The following is a 25,416-nucleotide window of genomic DNA, read 5'->3' on the forward strand; positions in this document are numbered from 1 at the left end:
AAGAAAGAGGAGAGAAGCGTTTTGTTCACTCGAAATCGCTTCCTAGGGAAAAACAAGCAGGAGCGACCCTGCAACGAAGTGAAGCGGCGCGATGCTTGTCCCAGGAAAACGATTCGAGATGAACAAAAAACGCAATCTTTCTCGTTAAGAGAAAAATTGCGCTTTGTCTTCAGTCTGAGAGTGACTTCCGCCATCAGTGGAAGTCACTCTTTTTGTTTGTCCTCTCGTCGGCTTACACGAATGTCTTCAGCCTGTGCGCCGCATCGTTTGCAAATACTGACCGACAGCTTCCGCGACTTCCCGTCCTTCGCGAATCGCCCAGACGATCAAAGACTGTCCGCGTCTTGCGTCCCCTGCAGCAAATACACCGTCGCGATCGGTCGCATAACGCGTCGTCTTGATTTTTCCGCGTTCAGATGGAACGGCTAAGCGTTGTAACACCTCTTCTTCGACACCGCTGAATCCGATTGCGATCCAGACTTGATCGACCGGGAAGTAACGATCACTGCCTCGAATTTCTTCGAAGGTCACCTGTCCGGCTTCGTTCTTTGATTTCGACGTCTGAATCGTCCAAACGCCCGTAACTTGCCCGGATTCGCTCGTCGTGAAGCGTTTGATCGCAATCAAGTATTCACGTGGATCACGCCCAAATTGTTGAAAAGCCTCTGCATAACCATAGTCGACCGAGTACAGCACCGGTGTGTCCGGCCACATATTCCCAGTAGCTCGTGTCGTACCGGGTTGTTCATGTTTCCCGAACTGGACGACGGAGCGGCACCGTTGCCGTAAAGCAGTCGCTACACAGTCCGCCCCTGTATCCCCTCCACCGATGACTAAGATATCTTTATCCTTGGCATCGTACACAGCAGGCAGAGCTGCTTGCGTGAGCAAATGCCGCGTAACGCCCGTCAAATAATCCATCGCATAACCGACACCATGCGTAGGGGCATCGATCAGCTTGCGTGGTTCCGTTGCCCCGACACATAAGATGACTGCATCATATTCCGCTTCCAGTGCTTCTAGCGTGATATCGGAGCCGATCGTTGTATTCGTCCGGAAGCTAATCCCTTCTGCTTCCAGCAAATCAACTCGTCTCTGAACAACTTCCTTATCGAGTTTCATCGCTGGTATGCCGTATGTCAGCAGTCCGCCAATCCGGTCTTCCCGCTCAAAGACCGTGACACGATGTCCGGCTTGATTGAGCTGATCTGCAGCCGCAAGACCCGCCGGACCTGAACCGACGATGGCAATTGCATGCGTCGAGCGGACCGTGGGAATCCGAGGTACGACCCACCCTTTTTCAAAACCGATATCAATGATCGTCCGTTCGATGTCCTTGATCGCAACTGCCGGTTCGTGAATCGATAAAGTACACGAGCCTTCGCATGGAGCCGGACATACTCTGCCGGTGAATTCCGGAAAGTTATTCGTCTCAAGCAGTCGGTCGAGTGCTTCCTGAAAACGCCCCTCTTCAACGAGTATGTTCCATTCCGGAATCAGGTTATAGACCGGGCAACCGATTTTCACCTGATCAAATACTTCTCCTACATGGCAAAATGGTGTGCCGCAGTCCATACAACGACTGGCCTGTTGACTCGCCTCCGCTTCGGTCAAAGCAGTCTTGTACTCGTTAAAGTCGCCGACTCGCTCGCTTGGATGTCGCTCTGTACCACCCGAGCGACTGACTGTCATGAATTGATCGCGTCGTTTCATCTTACCCCTCCTGTTCTCCGACCGAGATGCGTCTCGAACGCAAGCAACATTGCTTCCTCGGTGTTGTGCCCCTGTTTTGCGAAATCCGCCATCAATGTCGTGACTTTCTCATACGTCGCCGGGATGACACGGATGAATGAGTGAATGACGTGATCCCAGTTCGCAAGGATCGCATCGCCCTGTTCGCTGCCGGTCCGTGCGACATGACGCTCTACGAACGTCTTGAGACGCGCCATCTCTTCGACATGTGTGACGGGTCCTGTTGAGACAAGTTCGCGATTGACCCGCTGTAAGAACTGCTCTTTCTGTCGCGGTAACACGTATGCCACACCCCCAGACATGCCGGCGGCAAAGTTTTTTCCGACATCACCGAGCACGACGACCGTACCGCCCGTCATATACTCAAGCCCATGATTCCCGATGCCTTCGACGACTGCGACGGCGCCACTATTTCGAACAGCAAATCGTTCTCCTGCCTGCCCGTTGACATATAATTCTCCGCTTGTTGCTCCATAAAGGGCTACGTTGCCGATGATGGATTGTTCGGACGAGACGAACGGAATCGAACGCGAAGGATGTACCGCTATGATGCCCCCAGATAATCCTTTTCCGACATAATCATTCGCTTCACCCGTCACATCAATCGTCATGCCACGAGGAAGATAGGCACCTAGACTTTGTCCGGCGGATCCTTGTAATTCAAGCTTCAAACGATCCGTCGGAAGACCAAGTGCTCCAAATCGCCGCGTCAGCATCGCACCCGTTTGTGTGCCGATTGCTCGATCCGTATTTTGAACGGCTAACCGAATCGTCTGTGGATGCGTAAAGTCTGCTGCTTCTAAATAAGTAGCAACTTCACGGGCATCGAAGGAACGGTCGACATGATGCTGTTGTTGTTCTGCCGGTCCGTGTGAGACATGTACGAGCAGACGCGAGAAATCAAGACTTTTCGCTTTCCAGTGAGTCGCTTGCCGCTCGGACGGTTGTAAAAGATCCGTCCGTCCGACAAGATCCGTCAAACGTCGAATACCGAGCTTGGCTAAATAACCCCGGACCTCCTCGGCAATGAATGTCATGAAGTGAACGACGTCGTCCGCTGATCCAGTAAATTTCTTACGTAGCGCTGGGTCTTGTGTCGCAATCCCAACAGGACATGTATCGAGATGACAGGCACGCATCATGATGCATCCGACTGCGATGAGCGGAGCAGTGGCAAACCCGTACTCATTTGCTCCAAGCATCGCCGCGATGATGACATCCCGACCAGTCAATAGCTTCCCATCTGTCTCCAGTATGACGCGTTCGCGTAGACCGTTTAACGTTAACGTCTGATGGGTTTCTGCAAGACCCAGTTCCCACGGAAGACCGGCATGTTGGATACTCGTTTTCGGTGAAGCACCGGTTCCTCCGTCATGCCCACTGATGACGATGACATCGGCAAGACCTTTCGCAACCCCGGCAGCAATCGTTCCAACACCACCTTTCGCGACTAACTTGACACTGATTCGAGCTTGATCATTGGCACGTTTTAAGTCATGGATCAATTGGGCCAAGTCTTCAATGGAATAGATATCATGGTGCGGAGGTGGTGATATCAACCCTACCCCTGGCGTAGAAGCACGTACACGTGCAATCCAAGGATAAACTTTTTCGCCAGGTAATTGACCTCCCTCTCCCGGTTTTGCACCTTGGGCCACTTTGATTTGAAGTTCATCAGCATGAACAAGATAATGACTCGTCACTCCGAATCGACCTGAAGCAATTTGTTTGATCCGGCTCATCCGGAAATCCCCATTTTCATCGCGTTCATACCGTTCCTCTTCCTCACCGCCTTCGCCACTGTTGCTTTTTCCACCTAATCGATTCATCGCAATCGCAAGTGTCTCATGAGCTTCTTTGGATAAAGAGCCGTATGACATCGCACCCGTCTTAAAATACTTAACGATTTCACTGACCGGTTCAACTTCCTCTATCGGAATCGCTGTTGTTTCCTTGAATGTCAACATGTGACGCAGGACAGTCGCCGGCTCCTCTTGAATTCGCTGCGCGTACTTTTGATAAAGAGCAAAATCGTTCGTCCGACAAGCATGTTGTAAAAGATGGATCGTCGCTGGATTAAAGGCGTGGTGCTCACCTGCTTGGCGATAACGGAAAACACTTCCGGATTCCAAATGGATGCGCTCGTCTGCAACCTGTTGTGCACGTCGGACTTCTTCCTCAATCAAAGCGATCGTCATGCCACTGACTTGAGAGACGGTACCGGTAAAGTGACGCTCGATGACTGCCCGATCAATACCGATTGCCTCGAAAATTTGTGCCCCACGATAACTAAAGACGGTCGAAATCCCCATCTTCGACATGACCTTGACGACACCTTCCGTGACAGCTTTTTGATAGCGCTGTTCGATATCACTGAAACGGTCTCCGATTGCTTCTTCGAGGGTCAGATACGCGAGGTAAGGATAAATCGCATCCGCACCGTATCCAATGAGCGTTGCGACATGGTGCACTTCACGAACCTCGCCACCTTCTACGATCAGGCTAAGGTTCGTTCTCAACCCGCTCCGGATCAGCTCATGATGAATCGCGCTGACTGCCAGTAGAATCGGCATCGGTAAATTCCCCGGTCGAACGAGTCGGTCAGACAATATCAATAATTCGTATCCATTTTGGGCGGCAGTGACAGCTTCTTCTATTAATGTATCGAGTGCTTCTTCGAGTGAATCCGTAAACGTCGTCGAGAGCGTTTTTTGTTTCAGCCCGCTCTGTTTTAAGGCATGTGCCTCATCGGGTCTTAAAACAGGCGATTCGAGACGAACCCGGCGACAGTTCAGTCGGTTCGGCGTTAACAGCTCCCCTTGACGACCGAGCCATGTCATCGTCGAAGTCACGATGTCTTCCCGTAGCGCATCGATCGGAGGATTCGTGACCTGGGCGAACAATTGCTTGAAGTATCGAAACAGCGATTGTGGTCGCTCACTCAGGACCGCTAATGGTATATCCGTTCCCATCGCACCGAGCGGATCTTTTTGTTCTTCGACTAATGGAATCAAATACTGATCGATGTCTTCTCGCGTATAGCCAAAATGACGCTGTTTCGTTCCGAGATCCGGAAGCCTCTCCTTGAAATCATTCCGCGCAAGCAAGATGACTTCTTGCGCCAACCACTCAGCATACGGATGACGTGTCGCCAGTTCCCGTTTGATTTCTTCGTCTGCGATTAACTGACCGGATGCAAAGTCGAGTAAGAGCAGTTCTCCAGGAACAAGCCGTTTCTTGAATAAAATGTCTTCCTCCTTCAAGGGGAGGACACCTGCCTCAGAAGATAGCATGAAATGTCCGTCACGCAATAAGACATATCGAGCAGGGCGTAAGCCGTTTCGATCAAGTGTCGCCCCAATCTGTTTCCCGTTCGTAAAGACGATGGCAGAAGGACCATCCCACGGTTCCATCATGCTACTATGGTATTCGTAATATGCGCGTTTTGCCGGTCGTATTTCTGCATGTTCGAAAGGTTCAGGGACAAGCATCAGCGCCGTCTCAGCAAGCGATAAGCCAGAGAGATGCAGAAATTCAAAAGCATTATCAAGCATCGAAGAATCGCTTCCTGTCTCATCGAGAATCGGAAGAACTTCCTCCGCCCGATTGCCATATGTCGTCTCGGCCAATCGACGCTCTCGTCCACGCATCGCCCGGATATTTCCTTGCAACGTGTTGATTTCACCGTTGTGAATCAAATAACGATTCGGATGTGCACGCTTCCAGCTCGGGAACGTATTGGTACTAAAACGCGAGTGTACGATACCGAAACCGGACTGATACCGCTCGTCACGTAAATCATCAAAATAGGCTTCTAATTGATCCGTCGTCACTAGTCCCTTATATACAATCGTCTCACTCGAACTACTCAGGACGTATTGCTCAAGCCCGAGTTGTTCAGCCGTCCGTTCAAACGCCCGTCGGATCAAGAAAAGTGTTCGCTCGAACGTTAATCCTTCAATCGCCTGTGCCCCGATGAAACATTGACGAATGACCGGTTCAGACTTTCGCGCCACTTCCCCTAGGACGACGGTTTGAACGGGTACCGTTCGCCAGCCGAGAACGGTTTGACCTTCTGTCAAAATAATGGATTCAAGCGAGCGTTCCAATCGTTGCCGTTCTCGTTCTTCCCGTGGAAGGAACATCATGAAGACACCATAGTCGCCTTTCTTTGGAAACGAGATATGACGCACCGATTCTCGAAACAGTCGATCTGGCAATTGCGTTAAGATCCCGGCACCATCTCCCGTCTTTGCGTCACTCCCCTGCCCCCCACGGTGTTCCATCTGACAAAGCATGGCCAATGCCTTTTCAACGATTTCATGACTCGCTCGTCCAGTTTGATGTGCGTAAACCCCGATCCCGCACGCATCATGTTCCATACGAGGGTCGTATAATCCCTGCTGTTCAGGGTATTGATGAAATGTCATCGTAGCACTCTCCTTGCTCTCTAAATTTTCTGTTTATTCAGTTAAATTATACTTTACACTCTTTTATGTTTATTCGCCAGTGTGCATAATTTAGGATTTTAATCATGCATTACCTAAGGATTACCATTTATCAATAGTGATAGCGCTTACATAAAGATGGATATTCATTCATTATTTTTTTATATGGAATTCTATCTTTCGAATGCGTATTGTTTTGCCCGAAGATAGGATTCCGTGGTATTTTTAATGGGAATACACGTTTCATGATCATGAAACAGAGAGAGGAATCATACAGATGAAAAAAACCATCCAATGGACGGGACTCTTGATTGCAGGTAGTTCAATCCTTTTAAGTGCGTGTGGTCAGCAGGAAGATAAAGCAACCGCATATGACAAGATTCAAAAAGAAGGCACCCTCGTCGTCGCAACGGCCGGTACATTATACCCGACGTCTTACCATGACGAAAAAAGCAACGATTTAACCGGTTTTGATGTGGAAGTCGTGAAAGAAGTCGCAAAACGCCTGGACTTGAAGGTGAAATTCAAGGAAATGTCGTTTGATGGTATGCTGACGAGTGTCAACACTGGTCAAGTCGACCTCGCGGCGAATGATATCACAATCACTGATGATCGAAAGGAAAAATTCGCTTTTTCTAAACCGTATAAATACACGTACGGAACAGCCATCGTCCGGAAAAGTGATTTATCCGGCATCCAGTCACTCGAGGACTTGAAAGGCAAAAAAGCTGCCGGTGAGGCAACCACGACGTATATGCAAATCGCTAAAAAGTATGGAGCAAAAGAAGTCACATATGACAATGCAACGAATGATCAGTACTTGCGCGACGTTTCGAACGGTCGAACAGACGTCATCTTGAATGATTATTATCTTCAGACGTTAGCTGTCGATTTCTTTAAGGATTTTGACATTACGATTCATCCTGATATTGCCTACAATCCCAGTCAGGTCGGGTTAATCATGGACTTAGATAATAAAGAACTGCAATCCAATATCAATGAACAGCTTGACGAGATGAAGAAGGACGGGTCCTTAAAAGATATCTCTGAAAAATTCTATGCAGGTAAAGATGTATCCCAAATGCCTGACGTCAAAACGACGATCGTTGACGTGAATTAACGATGACTTCCATTGACTGGCGTTCCGTTTTCAATCCGGAATTAGCCATTGACTCGTTTCCGTATATTTTGAGCGGTCTCGGTCAAACACTATGGATTTCCTTACTCAGTATGGCGATCGGACTGGGACTCGGATTACTGTTAGCGCTCTGTCGTCTGTCGCATCTTCGATGGTTACGCTTTGGAGCGAGTGCGTATATTTCGTTCATGCGTGGTGTACCTATTCTCGTCTTACTCTTCATGTTGTATTTCGGGCTGCCCGTCATCAATATTCAACTCGATGCTCTGACTGCTGCCATCACTGGATTTAGTCTCAACAGTGCCGCATACATGGCAGAAATCATTCGTTCTTCCCTGCTATCGATTGATCACGGTCAAGAAGAAGCAGCTGCCTCTCTTGGGTTATCCAAGTACCGGACATTCGTCGGAATTGTTTTACCTCAGGCGATCCGGATTGCGATCCCACCGCTTTCAAACGTTTTACTTGATCTTGTCAAAGCCTCTTCACTTGCTGCCATGATCACGGTACCTGAGATTTTCCAAAAGGCGAAAATCGTCGGTGGACGAGAATTCGATTACATGACCGTGTATTTCGTCGTCGCGTTCATTTACTGGGGAATCTGCTCTTGTATTGCGGTCGTCCAGGAAATGCTGGAACGTCGCTTTGCCCGCTATCTTTAATACAGAACACCTCAAAGAGGCGATGGAACGAAGGTCCATCGCCTCTTTATGACGTATTCGACTACTGCTCATCCTTCACGGTACCGTGTTAAAAAATGTTCCAACTGACGCGGCTGTAAAGGACGATGGAATAGATAGCCCTGTAACGTATGGCATCCTAAACGCTCGAGTAAAATCGCCTCTTCCTCAAGTTCGATTCCTTCTGCAACGATTGTCATATCTAGTCGTTTCCCTAGCTGGATGATTGTCTCAATCATAGACCGCTTTTTCTCAGAATGAACGGCTTCTTGCACAATCTCTTTCGGGATCTTCAATTGATCAAACGGAAGCTCGACCAAAGATTGCATGGATGAAAACCCAGTTCCAAAATCATCAAGCGCGATGCGTATACCGTAAAGATGCAGGGTATTTAAGGTCTCAATGATTTGTTCAGTTCCTTCGATGAAAATGTGTTCGGTCATCTCGATTTCGAGTAAAGAAGCCGGAAATCCCGTTTGTTTTAAGATCGATAATACACGTTCCGTAAAATCCGATTGTCTTAATTCCCACGGCGAGACGTTCACGGAGACCGTCAGTGGTTCCTTCCCCTGTTCTAGCCAGGATTTCCCTTGAAGACAGGCCTGACGCATCACCCACCCACCTAACGTTTCAATGAAGCGTGTCCGTTCCGCAAGTGGAATGAACTCGAAAGGGGGCACGAGTCCATATTCCGGATGATTCCATCGAATCAAAGCCTCCACTCCAGTAATTCGACGTGTTCGTGCATTTACTTGCGGTTGAAATAACACGAAAAAATCCCGATCCAATTCCGCATCATATAGATCACGTGTCAATTGCAGAGCGCGCTTGCGATCGTTTTGAGTCGCTAAATCCGTAATCGCATACGTATTCTTCCGATTAGATTTTGCCGTAAAAAGCGCAATTTCCGCATCGTTGATGACATGATCCGTCGACTCACTATGCATGAAAGAAACACCGATACTTGCCGTTACATTGATTTGCTTAAAATCAATCTGTACCCGTTCGGACACACTCGATAAGATGTCATCACAGAGCGTACGTGCCTCATGATGACGTGGCGCATGCATTAAGAAGGCACTCCCGCTCGCTTTTGCGATCGTACAATCCGGAAAACGATGCATCAACCGCCGTCCGATGATGTGTAAAGTACGATCGCCTGTCCGATATCCGAAAGCGTCATTGACGGTCTTGAAATCGTCAAGGTCGATGAGACATATCAAATCCCCTTCTTGTTTCGTCTTTTCAACTTCGATGACGAACGAAGAACGATTCGCGAGACCTGTAACCGGATCAGTAAAGGCTTGCTCCTGCAGTCGAGCTAAGTAATCGATGTTTCGTTCTAAACGCGTGACATATTGGTTATGAATCAACAAACTGATGATTGTCGCAATCAAAATCAGACCAATTCGGGCAATGTGATCGGACGCGAACATCGTTGCATTTTCAAGTGTAGGCGTTTGATACCAAATATATAGGAGTGAGAGTGTCGTGATGCTCGTTGCATAAAGTAACATCGTCCGATTGATGACGACGAGTGAGGCTAATATGAACAACAACGAACTTGCCCAAACGGTTTGAGCACCGCTATTGATGAAAGGATAGTAAATGAATGGAATAAGTAAAAATATACTCGACATCAGATGCGGTTTGAGTCGATCTGATAGGCTACTTTTACCGATGAAATACTGAAGACTCCCTGCAAAAACAATGATGAATGCTCGCCATAAAGCTTCTTCCCCTAAACCGGATCGGCTGAATAGACTCGCCACGATATAGAGCATGGCACCACAACTCGTCAACACGAAAATGATCATCCCGAACAATTGATAGTTTGCCCGAATCTCCCGATGATACTGAAGACTGTTCGAAGAACGCCGCTGCATGTTCACCGCAATCCCCTCTTTCTGTTTCCTGTCGTTTATTTTCCTTATCACAGCTAAAACAAAACCTGAATTTTCTAATAATAATAAAAAATTGGGAAGTGATGTTTTAAAAGAACGGGAATAGACCTTATATACAGAAAGGAGCGATCGACATGTCACGACTATTATTCATTGAAGCAAACGACAGCACACATCATAAAAAGGGAGTTAGTTCTGAAATGAATGACACCTTTTTGGCGTCTTATCGAGAAGCACATCCTGAAGACGATATAACAGTATTGAATCTTTTTGAGGAACGTCTGCCCTTTTTTGATTTACAGCTAGCTCATGCGGCAGGACGTCTGTTTAAGGGAGAAACATTAACTGGAGACGACGCTACGCATGCGGAACGGTTGCGGGAATACCTCAATGGTTTTCTTGATGCCGATAAGGTCGTGTTTTCATTTCCGATGTGGAATCTGACCGTTCCGGCACCGTTGCATAATTACATGGACTATTTAGCTCAAGCTGGACAGACGTTTCGGTACACGACCGAAGGATCAATCGGTCTCGTTAAGGATAAAAAGGTGTTATTGCTTCACTCACGCGGAGGTGACTACTCGACACCTGATAAAGTATCTAGCGAGCACGCCGTCCGGTACATGCTCGACCTGTTAGCATTTTTTGGAATCGATGACGTTTCAACGGTCATCCTGGAGGGGCACCAACAATACCCAGACCGGGCAACTGAATTGATTGAACAAACACTTTCAGCATGCAAAAAAGCAGGTCAAACCTTTTAAAGACGAAACAGGATGTCTGTTTCGTGTTCTTCTAGCAACGACTCCTTCTCGACCGGAAGATGAAAGGCATGAAATACAGCGTATGCCATCGTAAAATCTCGTTGAATATCAGAAGAAGGTTCTTTCATTTGTTTTTTCAATGTCCCTCTTTGATGATAAAAATGTCCTAAAAAATGACCGTCTTCCATCTGTAGACTTTCCTGAATACCTTGCTCGGTGACTGCCAACCCAGCTTGGTATTTTTTTTGTTTCCATAAGAGCTGACTATAATTGTACAAAATTTTGATTCTTTTTTTCTTTAACTCAATCGTTTCGTAATTGAGTTGAAGTAGTTCCTGAAAAATGACTTCTGCTGTTTCAAATTCGTCATGTTCTACTAAAACATTTGCGACTTTCATTCGGATTCGCAAATACATGACTGACGATTTAAACCATAGATTCTCATGAAGCAGGAGCTGCTCTAGCTTCAGAACCGCCTCTTCAGATGAGATGTGTTTGCACTTCTCTAAAATAATGATTTCATAATAGTCCGCTAAAATGTGAAGCATATCATAAGTAGCATTACGTTTGACTGAATTTAAATATTCTAGTGCCTCTTGCCATTGCGTCAAGCGAATCAAATTCAATAATCGATCATCGACCTCATGAAAAGCATCACTTCTTAAATGATCTTGAAAAAGCGTTGATAGGGGGACTTTCAGTCGTTTTGCGACTTGTTGCAACAAGTCGATTGTCGGTGAATTCTTACCGTTTTCAACTTTACTGATTTCGGCTTGGCTACAGATTCCTTCACATAACTCTGCTTGTGTCATCTTTTTTTCTTTTCGAATCCGCTTAATTTCATATCCAATGGATTCTGGTAGATAAACCATCATGTGCCTCCTTTTTTTTTACAGATAACTAAAATTCAAAATATAATAAATTTCGTTTACCTTTGGATACTAACTGAGCATGATTCGTATTATCGAATGCATGAAATAACGTGTAAGCTAACGTAAAAGCATCTCTGATATTTTGCTCAGGATAATGTAATTTCTCGAAAAAACATCCTCTTTGATAATAAAAATGTCCGAGCATAGCCGTATCTTTTCTTTTAGTAGACAGAGCGATACCTTTCTCCGTAATGTCTAGTCCGGCTCCATAGTCATGTTGAAAATATAACTGTTGGGCATGATTGTAGATGACTTTACATTGTAATTTCTTAAGATCGTACGTCGCATATTGGTAAGAAAGCAAGTCTTCGTAAATCTTGCGCGCATATGGATAGTGACCATTTAAATAATAGTAATTGGCGACTGACATTCGGATTCGCAAATAAATAATAGGATATTCTCTCTCCACTTGTTCTTGATCCGATAAGCGTAACAATTGAGAAATACAGGTTCGGTAATCAATGTCATTTCGCCCTTCTTTGGCGATCCATTTAAAATAACGCAATAACAAATTGACAGAAGGAGGAGGGGCCGTAGAGGCACCTTCAACAAAGCTCAGCATTTCATCATAACGCCGCTTCCTTGAGAGATCAGAGAGATATACATCGTAAGTACGAAAAAGCTTCAGCTCATTCATATCGATAAACAGTTGTTCCATCGTAATATGAAGTTTTTGAGAAAGACGTAACACGAGTTCCATCGTCGGCATGATTTTTCCATTTTCAATTTTACTCAATTCCGCCTGACTGCAAACGCCTAGCGCTAATTCTTTTTGTGTCCAATTTCTCTCAACCCGTAGTTCCCTAATGCGTTGACCAAAATATTGGATTTGCAACTGTCTCTCCTTTCCGATCCTATTTTGTTGTGATTGAAGATCAGGTAGATAAATAGTTATTTTTTGTTTTCAGTACAATTTTTGCATACTGTTTCATTTGGAAGGCAGAGAACAATTCGTAAGCCATTACATAATCACTATAAACTTGCTTTGAATTCGAATCCATTCGTTCATAGAATTCACCGCGTTGATAGTAAAGGTGCGCTAAATATGATGTTTGTTTTAATCGTCGACTGATCTGCATCGCTTCCTCGATGATGTTTAGCCCCTTTTGCGGTTGATTCATTTTATACAAAACATTTTCCGTTAGTTTGGATACCGAACAATAGATTAGCCGGGTTCAAAAGTGAACAATAAGTGTTCGCCTTTTAATTCAACGATCATCTTTTTTGTTGCTTGATGATCCAATGCATGCATAAGCGCATATGCTACAGAATATGTCTTTTGAAACGATACCGGCAACTTTCCAGTCGCCTCTTCGTAGTTTGCTAATTGAAAGTAGAAGTGACCTAACAAGAAGGAAAGCTGGTAATTTAAACAACAGCTGATCCCTTTTTCAATAAAACAAAGTCCTTCATCAAACAAATCCTGGTATAACAAGATTTGAGCATGATTAAAGTAAAGCTTTATTAAAGTAGTCATATATGTTGAACTTTCAAGCTGTTCAAGCAACCGTTCCATCTCTATATAAACCTTGGTCGTCAGATGATACATCTCATTTTCAGCGTATAAATTTGCTATCGCCGTTTTTATACGAATATATAACGAGATGGATTCATGCCACACACCATTGTCATGTACGAAATTAGACAATAAGGAAGCGGCTGTTCGAAAGTCCATATAATTTCGTTTTACTTCAGCTATTATTCGAAAGTAGTTACTTAAGATCCTGATTTCAAATTGCTCGTGGTTGTCATTTAAATTGGTTACATTCAAAACTTCTTCATAGTTTTCTTCCCGAAGTAATTCTGACACTTTTTGATCAAAGCCTGATATCGCTTCATGCGGTAGTTGATTCTCAAACAATACGGAAATGGGTATCTTCAACCGGTTTGCTAACCGTTGCAGTAACTCTACTGTTGGTGAATTCAGATTATTTTCAATCTTACTGATTTCTGCTTGGCTACATATCCCTTTACACAGTTCATGCTGCGACATCCGCTTTTGCGTACGCATTTGTTTGATTCTTGATCCAATTGCTGTTGTTGATACATTTGGCCTCATCAAACAATCACTCTCTTTCTTGTATTGGAAATAATAATAAATCTGAGAGGTGCGTCTCCAGAATTTGCTGATACGCATGATTTTTAGTTGCAACGAAAAATGAATAGGCAATCGTGTATGATTTTTTAATTTCTTTGTCCGATGCGTTCAATGATTCTAATAAAAATCCCTTTTGATAATAAAAATGACCCAGGTAAGTTAAATCTTGCATCTGTTTGCTTTCACTAATTGCTTTTTCTACTTCTCTCAAACCATCTTCGAATCTCTTCATTCTGTATAAATTTCTGACATAATTATAAATAATCTTCATACGAATCTTTTTATATTCTCGTGTCTGATAAGACATATTAAGTAGTTCATCATATATTTGATCTGCATGTTGATACTCTCTTTGATTCGTATAGAGAACTGCAATCGCCATTTGAATGCGCGTATAAAGTAAAAAGGATTTGTCCATTAACTTTTCTTTAGACACTAATTGAAGTAACGCCGAAATACACGACCGAAAATCAATATTCCCCTTCTCATGTTCTAGCAATATCCCGTGGTACTGAACTAAAAATTGAATTTCAAAAGCAGAACTTGACTCGGCAAATTTTTTTAAATCTCTTGACATTTCTGTATACGATTTTTCACGAAAATGTCTTAACATTTTCTGATCTATTTCGTTTAACTTTTGAGATACCTGTTCATCTTCAAAAAATGATGAAATTGGCAACTTTAATCTTTTACAAATACTTTGTAAGAGATCAATCGTCGGCGAATTTTTACCATTTTCAACCTTACTGATCTCTGCCTGGCTACAGATACCATCGCACAACTCTTTCTGAGTCATGCCCTGTTTTTTGCGTTCCTGTTTTATCTTTTCACCAACGGATTCAATCACTGGGTGCATGCTGTCACTCCTTCATCCAGACCCATCTACCAAAAAAAATCTTCCGTTTCAAGTATATACCACTTGAGACGGAAGACGGATGTATGCTTCCGGCGAGAATCGAACTCGCACTGCAGCATTACCATTGCTGAGGTCTGCCATTAACCTACGGAAGCCTGTAAAATCTGATTTTAGTATAGCTTATGCAGAAAAACAAAACAAGAAGCTGAGCCAAAATTTTCCTCAGCTTCTTATTTTATTTACAGCGTTGTTTTCGTTAATGAATTATCGTAAACAACCAATACTGAATAATGTTCATCTGCTTTAGAAGCAACGAACGTTGAAAACTTAAGTGTAATGATGGAGTTTGATCCTACACCATTATCTTCGAAAAATGAATTGAGCCGTTCCTCTAATTCTTCAGGCGAGCGCCCAACGACTACTTTAGAATGCAACATGATCATCACTCCGTTCCGTTAATATAGGTTCGAGTTTAGTAATTGCCTTCTCCTGTATTTTTTAAACCTCCATTTTCGACTTGCTCCGATCTCGCATTATCCGCTATGGTGAAATGGAGCATGTAAATAATCGAGAATGGGACGTGAAGAAAATGGAACAGATCAATTTTGATGAACGAATTGAAAAACGATTTACAGGATCCGTCAAATGGGACGGATTACAGTCACTCTATGGTTCAGATGAGCTAATTCCGATGTGGGTCGCTGACATGGATGTTCGTCCGCCGCATCATCTAACAGAACGATTGACAAGACGTGCCGCGACCGGACATTTCGGATACGCCCTGTTTACTGATGAAGCGCAACAGGCGATTCAACAGTGGTTCCATAAACGTTATCATGTCGAGGTCGACCAGACGACGATTCTTTATTCAAGCGGTGTCGTTCCGGGGTTGGCTCATACCGTTCTTGCTCTGACGGAACCCGGTGATTCAATCATCATTCAAACTCCTGTCTATCCTCCATTCCATCAAATCATCCAGTCCAACCAACGTCAACTTGTTGAGAATCCACTACTTTTAGATGGTGAGGTATATCGGACGGATTTCACGTTGCTTGAAGAACAGATGAAATCAGCGCGTATGATGATTTTATGTAGTCCACATAATCCAAGCGGAAAAGTGTTCGGTAAAGATGAATTATTCCGAATTGTCGAACTAGCGAAACAATACGGCGTATATGTTGTCTCGGACGAAATTCATGCAGATCTTGTGTATACGGGTGCTACACATACGCCTATCCTTGCATTTGATTACGAAAAAGTCGTATTGATCAGTGCACCATCCAAAACGTTTAACATCCCCGGTTTATATGCTTCTTACCTGATCGTACCGGATCCGTCCATCCGGAAACGCATCGAACGTGTTCAACAGCGTCATTTCGTGCATCCGAATGCTTTAGCTTCGACAGCTATAGCCGCTGCTTACGGCGAGGTTGCCAGCGAACAATGGTTAGCGCAACTGCTCCTATATTTAGAAAGCAATCGTGACCATGCAATTCAGCGGATTCGTCAGGAAATGCCCGCTCTTCAAGTAGTTGTTCCTGAATCAACCTTCTTATTATGGATTGATTTCAAAGCACTTGAACTCGACGGTAAGTCACGTGCCGATTGGCTCGTCAAAGAAGCCGGATTAGCATTGACACATGGTCAACCATTCGGATCCGGTGGTGAGACGTTTGAACGGCTGAATATCGGTTGCCCTAGAGCGCAACTCGATCAGGCAATTGATCGACTCTCTTCCGCCTACACACGTTTATTAGAAAAATAAAAAGATGTAGAATGACCCGTCTTTTAAGGGGCATTCTACATAAAAACAAAATTTTCGGAATATTCATATTAGTAGAACTTTAACAGGGACTAAAAGCGTCCCAATCCCTTAAGGCACTAGGCGTGGCGGCACTTTTGACTCGATTGCAAGGACTTGCAAAGTTGTTTTATCCCCTGTAAGGTGGGGAACATATCATTCGGCGGCAACAAACGACGATTCAAATCGCCGAAAAAACTACAGCTTTTGGAGGACTTACTTTATGACGCAAGAATGGGTATCAATTATCCTGTATCTCGTTATGATGTTGGCAATCGGGTACATCGCCTACAGACGAACGACGAATACAGAAGATTACATGTTAGGTGGACGCGATCTCGGTCCTGGTGTGACGGCGTTATCCGCTGGTGCATCAGACATGAGTGGCTGGATGTTGATGGGATTGCCTGGCGCAATGTACGCAACAGGTGTTTCGGCACTCTGGCTTGCACTCGGCTTATTGATTGGATGTTACGTGAACTATATCGTACTCGCACCACGTTTCCGCCTCTACACGGAAATGGCAAACGATTCAATTACGATTCCTGATTTCCTTGAAAATCGTTTTGAAGATAAATCACGCGTGCTTCGTACTGTATCTGCACTCGTCATCATCATCTTCTTTACGTTCTACACTTCAGCCGGAATCGTATCTGGCGGTAAATTGTTCGTCAGCTCATTTGGTTTTGATTATCACTATGGTATGCTCTTGACGATTGCGGTCGTAATCGCCTACACACTTTTCGGCGGTTTTCTCGCAGTCAGTTGGACCGATTTCGTCCAGGGTTGTATCATGTTCGTCGCATTGGTTCTTGTACCAATCGTCGCTTTGACAGATGTGGGCGGCGTCGACGGCGCATACAATTACGCAGAAAACTTAGATGCTTCTTTATTTGATCCACTCAAAGGGACAACAGCACTCGGAATCATCGGATTCCTCGCCTGGGGTCTTGGTTACTTCGGTCAACCGCACATCATCGTTCGCTTTATGGCGATTCGTTCCGTAAAAGATTTGAAAAATGCACGCCGCATCGGGATCGGTTGGATGTTCGTCTCGATTCTCGGCGCTATGTTGACAGGTCTTGTCGGTATTGCTTATTTCGAAGGTCAAGGAAATGGACTGGCTGACCCAGAGACTGTCTTCATTCGATTCTCGGATGTTCTGTTCCACCCATATATCACTGGATTCTTGATGGCTGCCATCCTTGCTGCGATCATGTCGACGATTTCTTCACAGTTACTCGTCACATCAAGTGCATTGACAGAAGACTTCTACAAAACGTTCTTGAAGAAAAATGCATCGGATAAAGAACTTGTTTTGACAGGTCGGATTGCTGTACTAGTTGTTGCGATCATTGCAAGCGTACTCGCTTGGAATCCATCCGCGACGATTTTAGCACTCGTCGGTTACGCTTGGGCTGGATTTGGTTCTGCCTTTGGTCCAATCATCTTGCTTTCTCTCTACTGGAAACGGATGACGAAACAAGGTGCACTTGCCGGCATCATTTCAGGTGCTCTGACTGTCATCATCTGGGTACAGCTTGGACTCAGTGCAACACTCTACGAAATGGTCCCTGGATTCTTTACGAGCTTGATCTTCACGGTCGTCGTCAGCTTGATGACGAAGCAACCGGTCAATGCCGTTCAGGAAACGTTCGAAGAGATGGAAGACGAATTAAAAGACGCTGTTCAATAATCAACGAATAACGAGTGAGACCTCTGCCGGAAAATCGGCAGAGGTCTTTTTTGACTTACAGTTCAATCACACCATAATGCAACTTTGACGTCTTCCGTCGCAATCGTTTAAAACCGTATTGCTCAAATAACGGACTTTCGAAATGTGCTTTTAAGATGATGCACGTTCGAGCAACCCGACGTGCCTGTTCGATGGCTGCATTGGATAAAGATTCATAATTCGCAAGTGTCCGTAACGGATCGAGGTGCGTCGATTCGGTTACTGTCTGCTCGAACATCGGATCAAAATAGATGACATCAAAACTGTCGTCTGGACACTCCTTTAAAAACGCTAAATGATGTTTCATGTGAACGTCGATTCGACGCATCGCTTCTGTGATTGGGGCATAGGACTCTGTCCAGCGCTGTAACCCCTCCTTTACGACATACGCCGTCTCCGTTCGGCTTTCAAGTCCCGTGACCTGTCCCGTCTCTCCAACGGCATGACTCATCACGATGGCATCCGCACCAAGACCTAGCGTACAGTCGAGGACACGCATTCCTTCAGATAATTGACCAATCGCTACTAATGGGTCTTTGCCCCCCGCATCGATTTGTTTGATTCGGAATACGGCGCTTGAAGGATGAAAAAAGAATGATGTCGATTGACCGATCGGATATAGATCCAGTCGTCGTTTATCGACGACGAGAATCGGTAATCCCATCTCTTGATGTAGTTGTTCGATACTTTTTTTCTGACGCGAGACGTAAACAAAATGTATCGTCTCATCTGCTAGCATCTGCTTGACACGATGGTGGACGTCTTCTGTCGGACGTAGACACGTCGTCAGACCAATGCTTGGTTTCATATTTCTTTCCTCCACAAAAAAATAAGCCAGCCGAAGCTAGCTCATTTCTTTTTCTTTAATAATCCTTCGATGTCTTCGATCAATGCTTTTTTCGAAATCAGGTCCTCTTGCTTCTCCTGTTCGACTTTTGCATCGACTGTCGTCCGCTTCATAAGTGCTTGAAGTGTCTCATCAATGCTTGATTTTAAATGATCGCGGTCTTCTTTGTTAAGAGAAAGATCATGTTGAACTTCGTCCCCTTGTTCATCTAATTGGCGTAAGCGTTCCGTCAATTGTTTCGCTTCCCGATTCAAGTCCGAATACAATCGTTCGATTTGCTCTAAACGCAATTTGATTCCGTCACGTTCTGTGAACACGTTTTCCAGCCCCTTCCAGTATGCAGTTGTCTACATCATTACTTTACCATATTCCATAGCAATTAAAACAATCACAAGATGATTACAAAATGACTTTTTTTATTTTCTTCCTGCGGATCGGTTCCAGTTAATTTTTGCAATTGCAAGGGGGGTATCGCTATAATGTAAACGAAGCATCAATTGGGACGAGGGAGGATTTTGTGATGGAATTAAGACGTCGAGCATTACGTCATGTCGATCAAGCTGAGTATGAACATTTCTTGAAGTATGGCGAACAAGCATATGGGCTGACTCCGCAAGAAATCAAAGGGTATGACCATGAGCTTGGAGAAGAGCGGGCTTTTGATTCCGTCGAGCACAGTTATCCTGAAGATTACTACTTTGATATCGTTGAAGCGGATACAATCGTCGGACGGGTTCTGCTATTAAAAATGGGACACTACTTCCAACTGGATTTCATGGTGTTTGATCCGTATACCCGTAAAGGGATTGCTACAAAAGCCGTCTCAGAAGCATTAGCGTCTGCTGATGTCCTTACACGTCACGAGGTCCGGGCACGTGTCCTCGATCAGTCCCCGCACGCCGTGTACGCCAGACGCATTTTAGAGACGAACGGCTTCTCTTCGACAGGGAATTACTTCGTTAAAGGAAGAAGACGGCGCTTCTCACTGCAGCGAAACTGAAGTCGAATCAAGGGGCTGACTCAAAAGTCAGTTTCCACAAAGATCAGGGTGGCAGAATGATGAGCTGCCATCCTTATCTCATAATAAAAAGAATGACGCGTTTCACGCCACTCCTACAGGAACAAGCGCATCTTTGCGCTGTCAGAGACGAACAAGACCCGCTTTCCTGCTTGAATAAAGCAGGAAAACTGGCTTGTGTCTCGCCTGAGGAAAGGGCGTGAACAGACGCGTCATTCTTTTTTGAGTCAGCCTCTTTTTTGTACGCCGCACCGATGCTTTTTTCTTCAAGCTCCTTTGACAGGTGGTCGATTTCAGCGTACAATTTTCATCTGTATGAATAGAAAGGAGTATACTTCATGAACGAATGGTTATGGATCCCGTCCATCCTCTTGACGATGGGATTACTTGTCTTCAGTTATTATCTTTTTGGAAAAACCGGATTGTTGATGTGGATTGCCATTGCCACAATCCTGGCAAACATCCAAGTCACACAAACCGTCGACATCTTCGGTTTCGTCTTTACGTTAGGGAATGTCGTCTATGGGAGTTGTTATCTTGCGACGGATATCCTCAATGAAAAATACGGTAAGCGGGTTGCGCGCCAAGGCGTCTATATGGGGTTTTTCGCATTGATCACAACGACCGTGCTCATGCAATTCAGCTTACTTTATACCCCACTCGCTGATAAAGCAGCACTCGAAACATCTGATTCCTTACATTTATTGTTTGGACTCTTACCATGGATTGCTGTCGGAAGTCTCGCCGCCTATCTCGTCTCGCAATTATTTGATGTCTTTGTCTACTCGAAGATCCGTCAAAAAACAGGCGAACGGAAACTTTGGTTACGGACGACAGGTTCGACTGTACTAAGTCAGCTACTCGATACGTTGACGTTTTGTGCGATCGCCTTTCACGATATGCCGTTCTCGATCTGGTGGCAAATCTTCGTGACGACGTATCTCGCGAAATTCGTCGTGGCGTGGTTCGCGACACCATTCATGTATCTCGCGAAACGCATTCATCCCTCTACACGATCGACGGATGCAGCTGCCTAATAAAAAAAAACTAGAAGAGTTTAGCAAATTGTCGGATAATGGGAATGGAGGTGCCTAGATGAAGATTAAACGTAATGAACCGTTTCGGTATACATTGAAAACACCCGTGACGGGCGAGTTTTATTTGCTAAAAAATGAGCAACGCACACCAAAAGGCTTGATGAAAATTCATAACATCTCACCAAATGGATTGGCAATCACTACGGCATTAAAGCTGCCTCTTCAACAATCAATGAAGATCGTCGTTGAGTTCTCGTTAATCGAAGGGCACGAGCCGCTCTGCATCGAAGGGTTTTTATTGCATGAGAAACCTTCTGGTCCTGAGCGATTGTACGGTATCCACCTCAATTCGACAACAACCGATCGTGAAAAAATCATTTCACAAGTGAAACAGATCGCTCAATTGGAGCGATGACGAATCACGACAAACAGAGGCACTGCTCATTCGTGAGCAGTGCCTCTGTTTTATAGTTAGATGAATCATCCCTCGAACGTGCGGAAGACGATGGCTTCGTAGGGACGTAACGTGAGTTCATCAGCGATGACGGACTCATTATAGTTACCGATGACGCGGTCTGACGGATCATGCGTTAACGGAATAGTTAAATCATGATCTGCAAACGAACAGTAGACATACCATGTCTCCCCTTCAAGCGTTCGCGAGTACGCATAGACTTCAGGGTGATCCTCAAGCAAAAGTTCATAACGACCGTAGACGACGATTTCATGCTCATGTCGTAACCGAATCAATTGCTGGTAGTAATAGAAGATTGACTGGTCATCGGCAAGTGCCTGTTCTACGTTGATGTCAGGATAATTCGGATTGACTTTCAGCCATGGTGTTCCTGTCGTGAAACCTGCGTTTTCTGAACGATTCCATTGCATCGGCGTCCGGGCATTATCGCGACCTTTGATATGAACCGCCCGCAATAATTCTGCTGGAGAGGCACCTTGTTCGGTCCGTTCTCTCCACATATTCCGAATCTCAATATCCTCGTAGTCCGCAATATCTTCAAAAGCGACGTTCGTCATGCCGATTTCTTCCCCTTGATAGATGTATGGCGTTCCTTTTAATAAATGCAAGAGTGTTGCCAGCATCTTCGCTGATTCGACACGGTAGGTCGTATCATTTCCGAAACGGCTGACGACCCGAGGCTGGTCATGGTTATTCCAATAAAGCGAATTCCAGCCGGTATCATGTAAGGCTGTTTGCCATTTCGTGAAGTTCTGTTTGAGTTTTAGTAGATCAAATGGAATGACGTCCCATTTCCCATTCGGACCGGAATCAAGATCCATATGTTCAAACGTAAAGACCATGTTGACCTCTTCGCGCGCAGGGTCGGTATAGAGAATCGCATCTTCCGTCGTTGCTCCAGGCATCTCACCGACTGTCAGCACATCATAGTCGCCAAACGACGCTTGGTTCATTTCGTGTAAGAACTCATGTACACGCGGTCCGTTCACATAATGTTCTCCGCCATCTCCGTATAAGGCACCCGGATGAACCGTCGCGTCAGGCAAGCCTTTCGTTTTTGAGATCAGATTGATGACATCCATCCGGAAACCGTCGATGCCCCGATCCAACCAGCGGCGAATCATTCCGTATACATCTTGACGCATCTGTTCGTTTTCCCAGTTCAAATCCGGCTGTTTTTTTGAAAACAAGTGTAAGTAATATTCATTTGTCGTTTCATCGTATTCCCACGCCGGTCCTGAAAAAATCGAACCCCAGTTATTCGGTAGTGACCCATCAGGATTTGCCGGTCGCCACATATAATAATCTCGATATGGGTTGTCTTTGCTTTGGCGGGACTCGGCAAACCAGCGGTGTTCGTCTGAAGAATGGTTGATGACGAGATCCATGACGATTTTGATATCCCGCGCGTGCGCTTCCTCAAGCAGACGATCAAAGTCTTCCATCGTACCAAACTCTTTCATGATCGCCTCGTAATCCCGGATATCGTAACCATTGTCATCGTTTGGTGAGTCATATACCGGACTCAGCCATATGACATCGATTCCAAGCTTCTTCAAATAATCGAGTTGCTCGATGATTCCATTCAAATCACCAATCCCGTCACCATTTGAATCATTAAAACTTCGTGGATAGATTTGATATACTACGCTATCATGCCACCATTTACGTTCCATCCTCTGCACACTCCCTTTTTATGTATGTCCCGTGCTTCCTACAAGCGCAACCGATTGCATTACGATTTAAAAGCGCTTTCAATCCTCACAACGTCATCTTAACATGTCGCGTAGCAGTCCTCAAGCGTAGAATCGCTCTCATTTGATATGATGAAATATGAAATTTGAGCGTTTATACAGCGCATCAATATGGGAAAGAAAGGTATGAGAAAGGAGCGTGAACGCATGTATCGTCGGTATCTCCTCTTTTTGGTCTGGGCGATTGCCATACTCTTTATTTTGTTATTCGGAAATAATCGTGTCTTTCCTGAAGGTTTCTTATATGCCTTTCTTCGGTTTGACCAAAGTCAATTTGATACATCAGCGCTGAGTTTATTTTCCCTACTCGGTATCTATCCTCTTGCCTTCTTCTTATTGTTTTTAGACGAAAAGCGCTTCATGCGACCCGGTCCGCTCGTTGCAAGTATCGGTTCCTTTTTTTTAGGGGCATTCGTTTTAATGCCTTATGTTGCGCTTGCCATCCCGCGGAAGACATTTCTTCCATTTCGTCGTCGTGGCTGGATCCCAATGGTCGTCGCCTTACTTACTGTCGTCACCACGTTGTTATTATGGCTCGCATTCGCCCGTTCTGACTGGAGTATCTTCCTGCTTTATTTCGAAACCAATCAATTCGTCCGGACGATGACGGTGGATTTCGGTTTGTTCTACATTCTCCAGGTCTATCTGCTGCGGCGTATTCGCCGTCGCAACGGTCAATCGTTGCACTGGCAAGATGTTCTACCACTCTACGGTTTGTTTCGGTACTTGTTCGCAAGGCATCTTTCGGTTTCCACAAAATCCTGACCATTTTTATGATACAATGGAAGCTGGATTTTTTTAAAAGGAGCTGTCAGCCGATGGAACAATATCATGCACTTTGTGAACACATTTTGGCACATGGAACAAACAAGGAAGACCGGACGGGAACAGGAACGATCAGCGTGTTTGGTCATCAAATGCGCTTCTCGCTCCAAGATGGGTTTCCTCTTGTTACGACGAAGAAGTTACATATGAAGTCAATCATTCATGAATTGATTTGGTTCATCTCGGGCGATACGAATATCCGTTATCTCCAAGAAAACGGTGTGCGGATTTGGAATGAATGGGCTGATGAAAATGGCGATCTGGGGCCGGTTTATGGCGCCCAATGGCGGTCTTTCCCCCGTCCAGATGGTACGACCATCGATCAACTTGCTGGTGTCATCGAACAGATCAAGACGAATCCTGATTCACGCCGTCTGATTGTCAGCGCATGGAATCCGGGTCAAGTCGATGAGATGGCATTGCCGCCTTGCCACTTGTTGTTCCAGTTTTATGTCGCTGACGGGAAACTTTCCTGTCAACTATACCAACGCTCTGCCGATGTCTTTTTAGGCGTGCCGTTCAATATCGCGTCGTATGCTTTATTAACACATATGATTGCGCACGTCTGTGAGCTTGAAGTCGGTGACTTCGTTCATACGCTCGGGGATGCTCATATTTATTCAAATCATGTCGATCAAGTCAATCTTCAATTGACGCGTACACCAAAAATCCTACCGACATTACGTTTTGCACGAAAAGTCGATCGGATTGAGGACTTCCGTTTTGAAGATATCATCATCGAAGGCTATGATCCGGATCCACACATCAAAGGTGTGGTCGCTGTATGATTAGCCACATCGTAGCGTTTACGAAAAACCGAGTCATCGGACGAGATAATGCCATGCCTTGGCATCTTCCCGCTGATTTAGCGCATTTCAAACGAACGACGGTCGGGAAACCGATCATTATGGGCCGTAAGACATTCGAATCGATCGGACGTCCGTTGCCGGGGCGGGAAAACATCGTCGTAACACGTGACCCGACATATGCTCCTGAAGGCGTGACGATTTGGAACGACTTGTCTGCTTTACAATCTTACGTCGAGTCTGAAGAGGAAGTATTTTTAATCGGCGGTGGTGACTTATTCACGCAAACACTTCCACTCGCACAACGGTTGTATGTCACGGAAATTGATGTCGTACTCCCCGGAGACGTTCATTATCCCGTTATCCCGTCGGATTTTCAGGTAATCTCAGAAAGTCATCAGGATGCCGTAGACGGGAATGACTATCCCTTTGTCATCCGGCGATACGATCGTCATTAAAAAACCAGCGTTTTGGGCTAACCTAAAATTTTGAGACAATATAAAACACCTTCGGAGTGGTACACTTTTAAAAAGTACTAACATCGGA

23 protein-coding genes and 1 tRNA gene are annotated in these 25,416 nt (G+C 45.1%); 11 read left to right on the plus strand and 13 right to left on the minus strand.

Annotated features, from left to right (window positions below; translation table 11 throughout):
• Positions 1-246: 246 nt before the first annotated feature.
• Together ACRPK8_RS12525 and gltB are read right to left on the minus strand one after the other, a co-directional pair.
• Positions 247-1,713: a glutamate synthase subunit beta gene (locus ACRPK8_RS12525; protein ID WP_432238512.1), complete on the minus strand. Its 1,467-nt coding sequence runs from the start codon at positions 1,711-1,713 to the stop codon at positions 247-249.
• Positions 1,710-6,182: a glutamate synthase large subunit gene (gene gltB / locus ACRPK8_RS12530; protein WP_432238513.1), complete on the minus strand. Its 4,473-nt coding sequence runs from the start codon at positions 6,180-6,182 to the stop codon at positions 1,710-1,712. The genes ACRPK8_RS12525 and gltB overlap by 4 nt, the downstream gene beginning before the upstream one ends.
• 295 nt (positions 6,183-6,477) lie before the next feature.
• Between gltB and ACRPK8_RS12535 the strand changes: the two genes are divergently transcribed.
• Both ACRPK8_RS12535 and ACRPK8_RS12540 read left to right on the plus strand, forming a co-directional pair.
• Positions 6,478-7,320 (plus strand): transporter substrate-binding domain-containing protein, encoded by an 843-nt coding sequence (locus ACRPK8_RS12535; protein ID WP_432238514.1) that lies wholly within the window; start codon positions 6,478-6,480, stop codon positions 7,318-7,320.
• Positions 7,321-7,322: 2 nt separating this feature from the next.
• The gene (locus ACRPK8_RS12540) at positions 7,323-8,000 is read left to right on the plus strand and encodes an amino acid ABC transporter permease (RefSeq protein WP_432238515.1); all 678 of its coding nucleotides are present in this window, start codon (positions 7,323-7,325) and stop codon (positions 7,998-8,000) included.
• Positions 8,001-8,068: 68 nt separating this feature from the next.
• Here the strand turns inward: ACRPK8_RS12540 and ACRPK8_RS12545 are convergent, their stop codons facing one another.
• Positions 8,069-9,904 carry an EAL domain-containing protein gene (locus ACRPK8_RS12545; protein WP_432238516.1) on the minus strand — a complete coding sequence of 612 codons (1,836 nt, stop codon included), beginning with the start codon at positions 9,902-9,904 and terminating at the stop codon, positions 8,069-8,071.
• A 152-nt stretch (positions 9,905-10,056) separates the two neighbouring features.
• On the opposite strand from ACRPK8_RS12545, the gene ACRPK8_RS12550 reads away from it, so the two are divergent.
• Positions 10,057-10,686, plus strand: coding sequence for an FMN-dependent NADH-azoreductase (locus ACRPK8_RS12550; RefSeq protein WP_432238517.1), 630 nt, complete (start codon positions 10,057-10,059; stop codon positions 10,684-10,686).
• Here the strand turns inward: ACRPK8_RS12550 and ACRPK8_RS12555 are convergent.
• The 7 genes from ACRPK8_RS12555 to ACRPK8_RS12585 form a co-directional block, all read right to left on the minus strand.
• Positions 10,683-11,558 (minus strand): helix-turn-helix domain-containing protein, encoded by an 876-nt coding sequence (locus ACRPK8_RS12555; RefSeq protein ID WP_432238518.1) that lies wholly within the window; start codon positions 11,556-11,558, stop codon positions 10,683-10,685. The two genes, ACRPK8_RS12550 and ACRPK8_RS12555, sit on opposite strands and share 4 nt — an antisense overlap.
• A gap of 28 nt (positions 11,559-11,586) precedes the next feature.
• Complete coding sequence (locus ACRPK8_RS12560; RefSeq protein WP_432238519.1) at positions 11,587-12,453, minus strand: helix-turn-helix domain-containing protein; 867 nt, start codon at positions 12,451-12,453, stop codon at positions 11,587-11,589.
• A gap of 40 nt (positions 12,454-12,493) precedes the next feature.
• The gene (locus ACRPK8_RS12565; protein ID WP_432238520.1) at positions 12,494-12,748 is read right to left on the minus strand and encodes a hypothetical protein; all 255 of its coding nucleotides are present in this window, start codon (positions 12,746-12,748) and stop codon (positions 12,494-12,496) included.
• Between the two features lie 35 nt (positions 12,749-12,783).
• Positions 12,784-13,677 carry a helix-turn-helix domain-containing protein gene (locus tag ACRPK8_RS12570; RefSeq protein WP_432238521.1) on the minus strand — a complete coding sequence of 298 codons (894 nt, stop codon included), beginning with the start codon at positions 13,675-13,677 and terminating at the stop codon, positions 12,784-12,786.
• Between the two features lie 7 nt (positions 13,678-13,684).
• Complete coding sequence (locus ACRPK8_RS12575) at positions 13,685-14,572, minus strand: helix-turn-helix domain-containing protein (RefSeq protein ID WP_432238522.1); 888 nt, start codon at positions 14,570-14,572, stop codon at positions 13,685-13,687.
• Between the two features lie 84 nt (positions 14,573-14,656).
• Positions 14,657-14,727: transfer RNA gene (locus ACRPK8_RS12580), tRNA-Thr, on the minus strand.
• An 84-nt stretch (positions 14,728-14,811) separates the two neighbouring features.
• On the minus strand, positions 14,812-15,009 hold the full coding sequence (locus ACRPK8_RS12585) for a hypothetical protein (RefSeq protein WP_432238523.1): 198 nt from the start codon (positions 15,007-15,009) through the stop codon (positions 14,812-14,814).
• A gap of 152 nt (positions 15,010-15,161) precedes the next feature.
• On the opposite strand from ACRPK8_RS12585, the gene ACRPK8_RS12590 reads away from it, so the two are divergent.
• Both ACRPK8_RS12590 and putP read left to right on the plus strand, forming a co-directional pair.
• A complete protein-coding gene (locus ACRPK8_RS12590) occupies positions 15,162-16,337 on the plus strand; it encodes a MalY/PatB family protein (RefSeq protein ID WP_432238524.1) in 1,176 nt (391 codons plus the stop codon).
• A 259-nt stretch (positions 16,338-16,596) separates the two neighbouring features.
• Complete coding sequence (gene putP, locus ACRPK8_RS12595; protein WP_432238525.1) at positions 16,597-18,069, plus strand: sodium/proline symporter PutP; 1,473 nt, start codon at positions 16,597-16,599, stop codon at positions 18,067-18,069.
• A 55-nt stretch (positions 18,070-18,124) separates the two neighbouring features.
• Here putP and ACRPK8_RS12600 read toward each other — a convergent pair whose 3' ends face one another.
• Positions 18,125-18,916 (minus strand): class I SAM-dependent methyltransferase, encoded by a 792-nt coding sequence (locus tag ACRPK8_RS12600; RefSeq protein ID WP_432238526.1) that lies wholly within the window; start codon positions 18,914-18,916, stop codon positions 18,125-18,127.
• A gap of 41 nt (positions 18,917-18,957) precedes the next feature.
• Positions 18,958-19,272, minus strand: a complete 315-nt coding sequence (locus ACRPK8_RS12605; protein ID WP_023468579.1) for a hypothetical protein — start codon at positions 19,270-19,272, stop codon at positions 18,958-18,960.
• 203 nt (positions 19,273-19,475) lie between these two features.
• On the opposite strand from ACRPK8_RS12605, the gene ACRPK8_RS12610 reads away from it, so the two are divergent.
• From ACRPK8_RS12610 to ACRPK8_RS12620, 3 genes are all read left to right on the plus strand, one after another.
• Positions 19,476-19,955: a GNAT family N-acetyltransferase gene (locus ACRPK8_RS12610; protein ID WP_432238527.1), complete on the plus strand. Its 480-nt coding sequence runs from the start codon at positions 19,476-19,478 to the stop codon at positions 19,953-19,955.
• Between the two features lie 356 nt (positions 19,956-20,311).
• Positions 20,312-21,010, plus strand: a complete 699-nt coding sequence (locus tag ACRPK8_RS12615; RefSeq protein WP_432238528.1) for a queuosine precursor transporter — start codon at positions 20,312-20,314, stop codon at positions 21,008-21,010.
• Positions 21,011-21,068: 58 nt separating this feature from the next.
• Positions 21,069-21,425, plus strand: coding sequence for a PilZ domain-containing protein (locus ACRPK8_RS12620; RefSeq protein WP_432238529.1), 357 nt, complete (start codon positions 21,069-21,071; stop codon positions 21,423-21,425).
• A gap of 65 nt (positions 21,426-21,490) precedes the next feature.
• Here the strand turns inward: ACRPK8_RS12620 and ACRPK8_RS12625 are convergent, their stop codons facing one another.
• The gene (locus tag ACRPK8_RS12625) at positions 21,491-23,161 is read right to left on the minus strand and encodes a glycoside hydrolase family 13 protein (RefSeq protein WP_432238530.1); all 1,671 of its coding nucleotides are present in this window, start codon (positions 23,159-23,161) and stop codon (positions 21,491-21,493) included.
• Positions 23,162-23,386: 225 nt separating this feature from the next.
• Between ACRPK8_RS12625 and ACRPK8_RS12630 the strand changes: the two genes are divergently transcribed.
• The 3 genes from ACRPK8_RS12630 to ACRPK8_RS12640 are packed head-to-tail and all read left to right on the plus strand — an operon-like array spanning position 23,387 to position 25,328.
• Positions 23,387-24,004 (plus strand): hypothetical protein, encoded by a 618-nt coding sequence (locus ACRPK8_RS12630; protein ID WP_432238531.1) that lies wholly within the window; start codon positions 23,387-23,389, stop codon positions 24,002-24,004.
• 53 nt (positions 24,005-24,057) lie between these two features.
• Complete coding sequence (locus tag ACRPK8_RS12635; RefSeq protein WP_432238532.1) at positions 24,058-24,852, plus strand: thymidylate synthase; 795 nt, start codon at positions 24,058-24,060, stop codon at positions 24,850-24,852.
• Positions 24,849-25,328, plus strand: a complete 480-nt coding sequence (locus ACRPK8_RS12640) for a dihydrofolate reductase (protein ID WP_432238533.1) — start codon at positions 24,849-24,851, stop codon at positions 25,326-25,328. Before ACRPK8_RS12635 ends, ACRPK8_RS12640 begins: the two co-directional genes overlap by 4 nt.
• Positions 25,329-25,416 lie beyond the last annotated feature (88 nt).

It is taken from the genome of Exiguobacterium sp. TDN 0502, assembly GCF_050846835.1.
Lineage (GTDB): Bacteria > Bacillota > Bacilli > Exiguobacteriales > Exiguobacteriaceae > Exiguobacterium_A.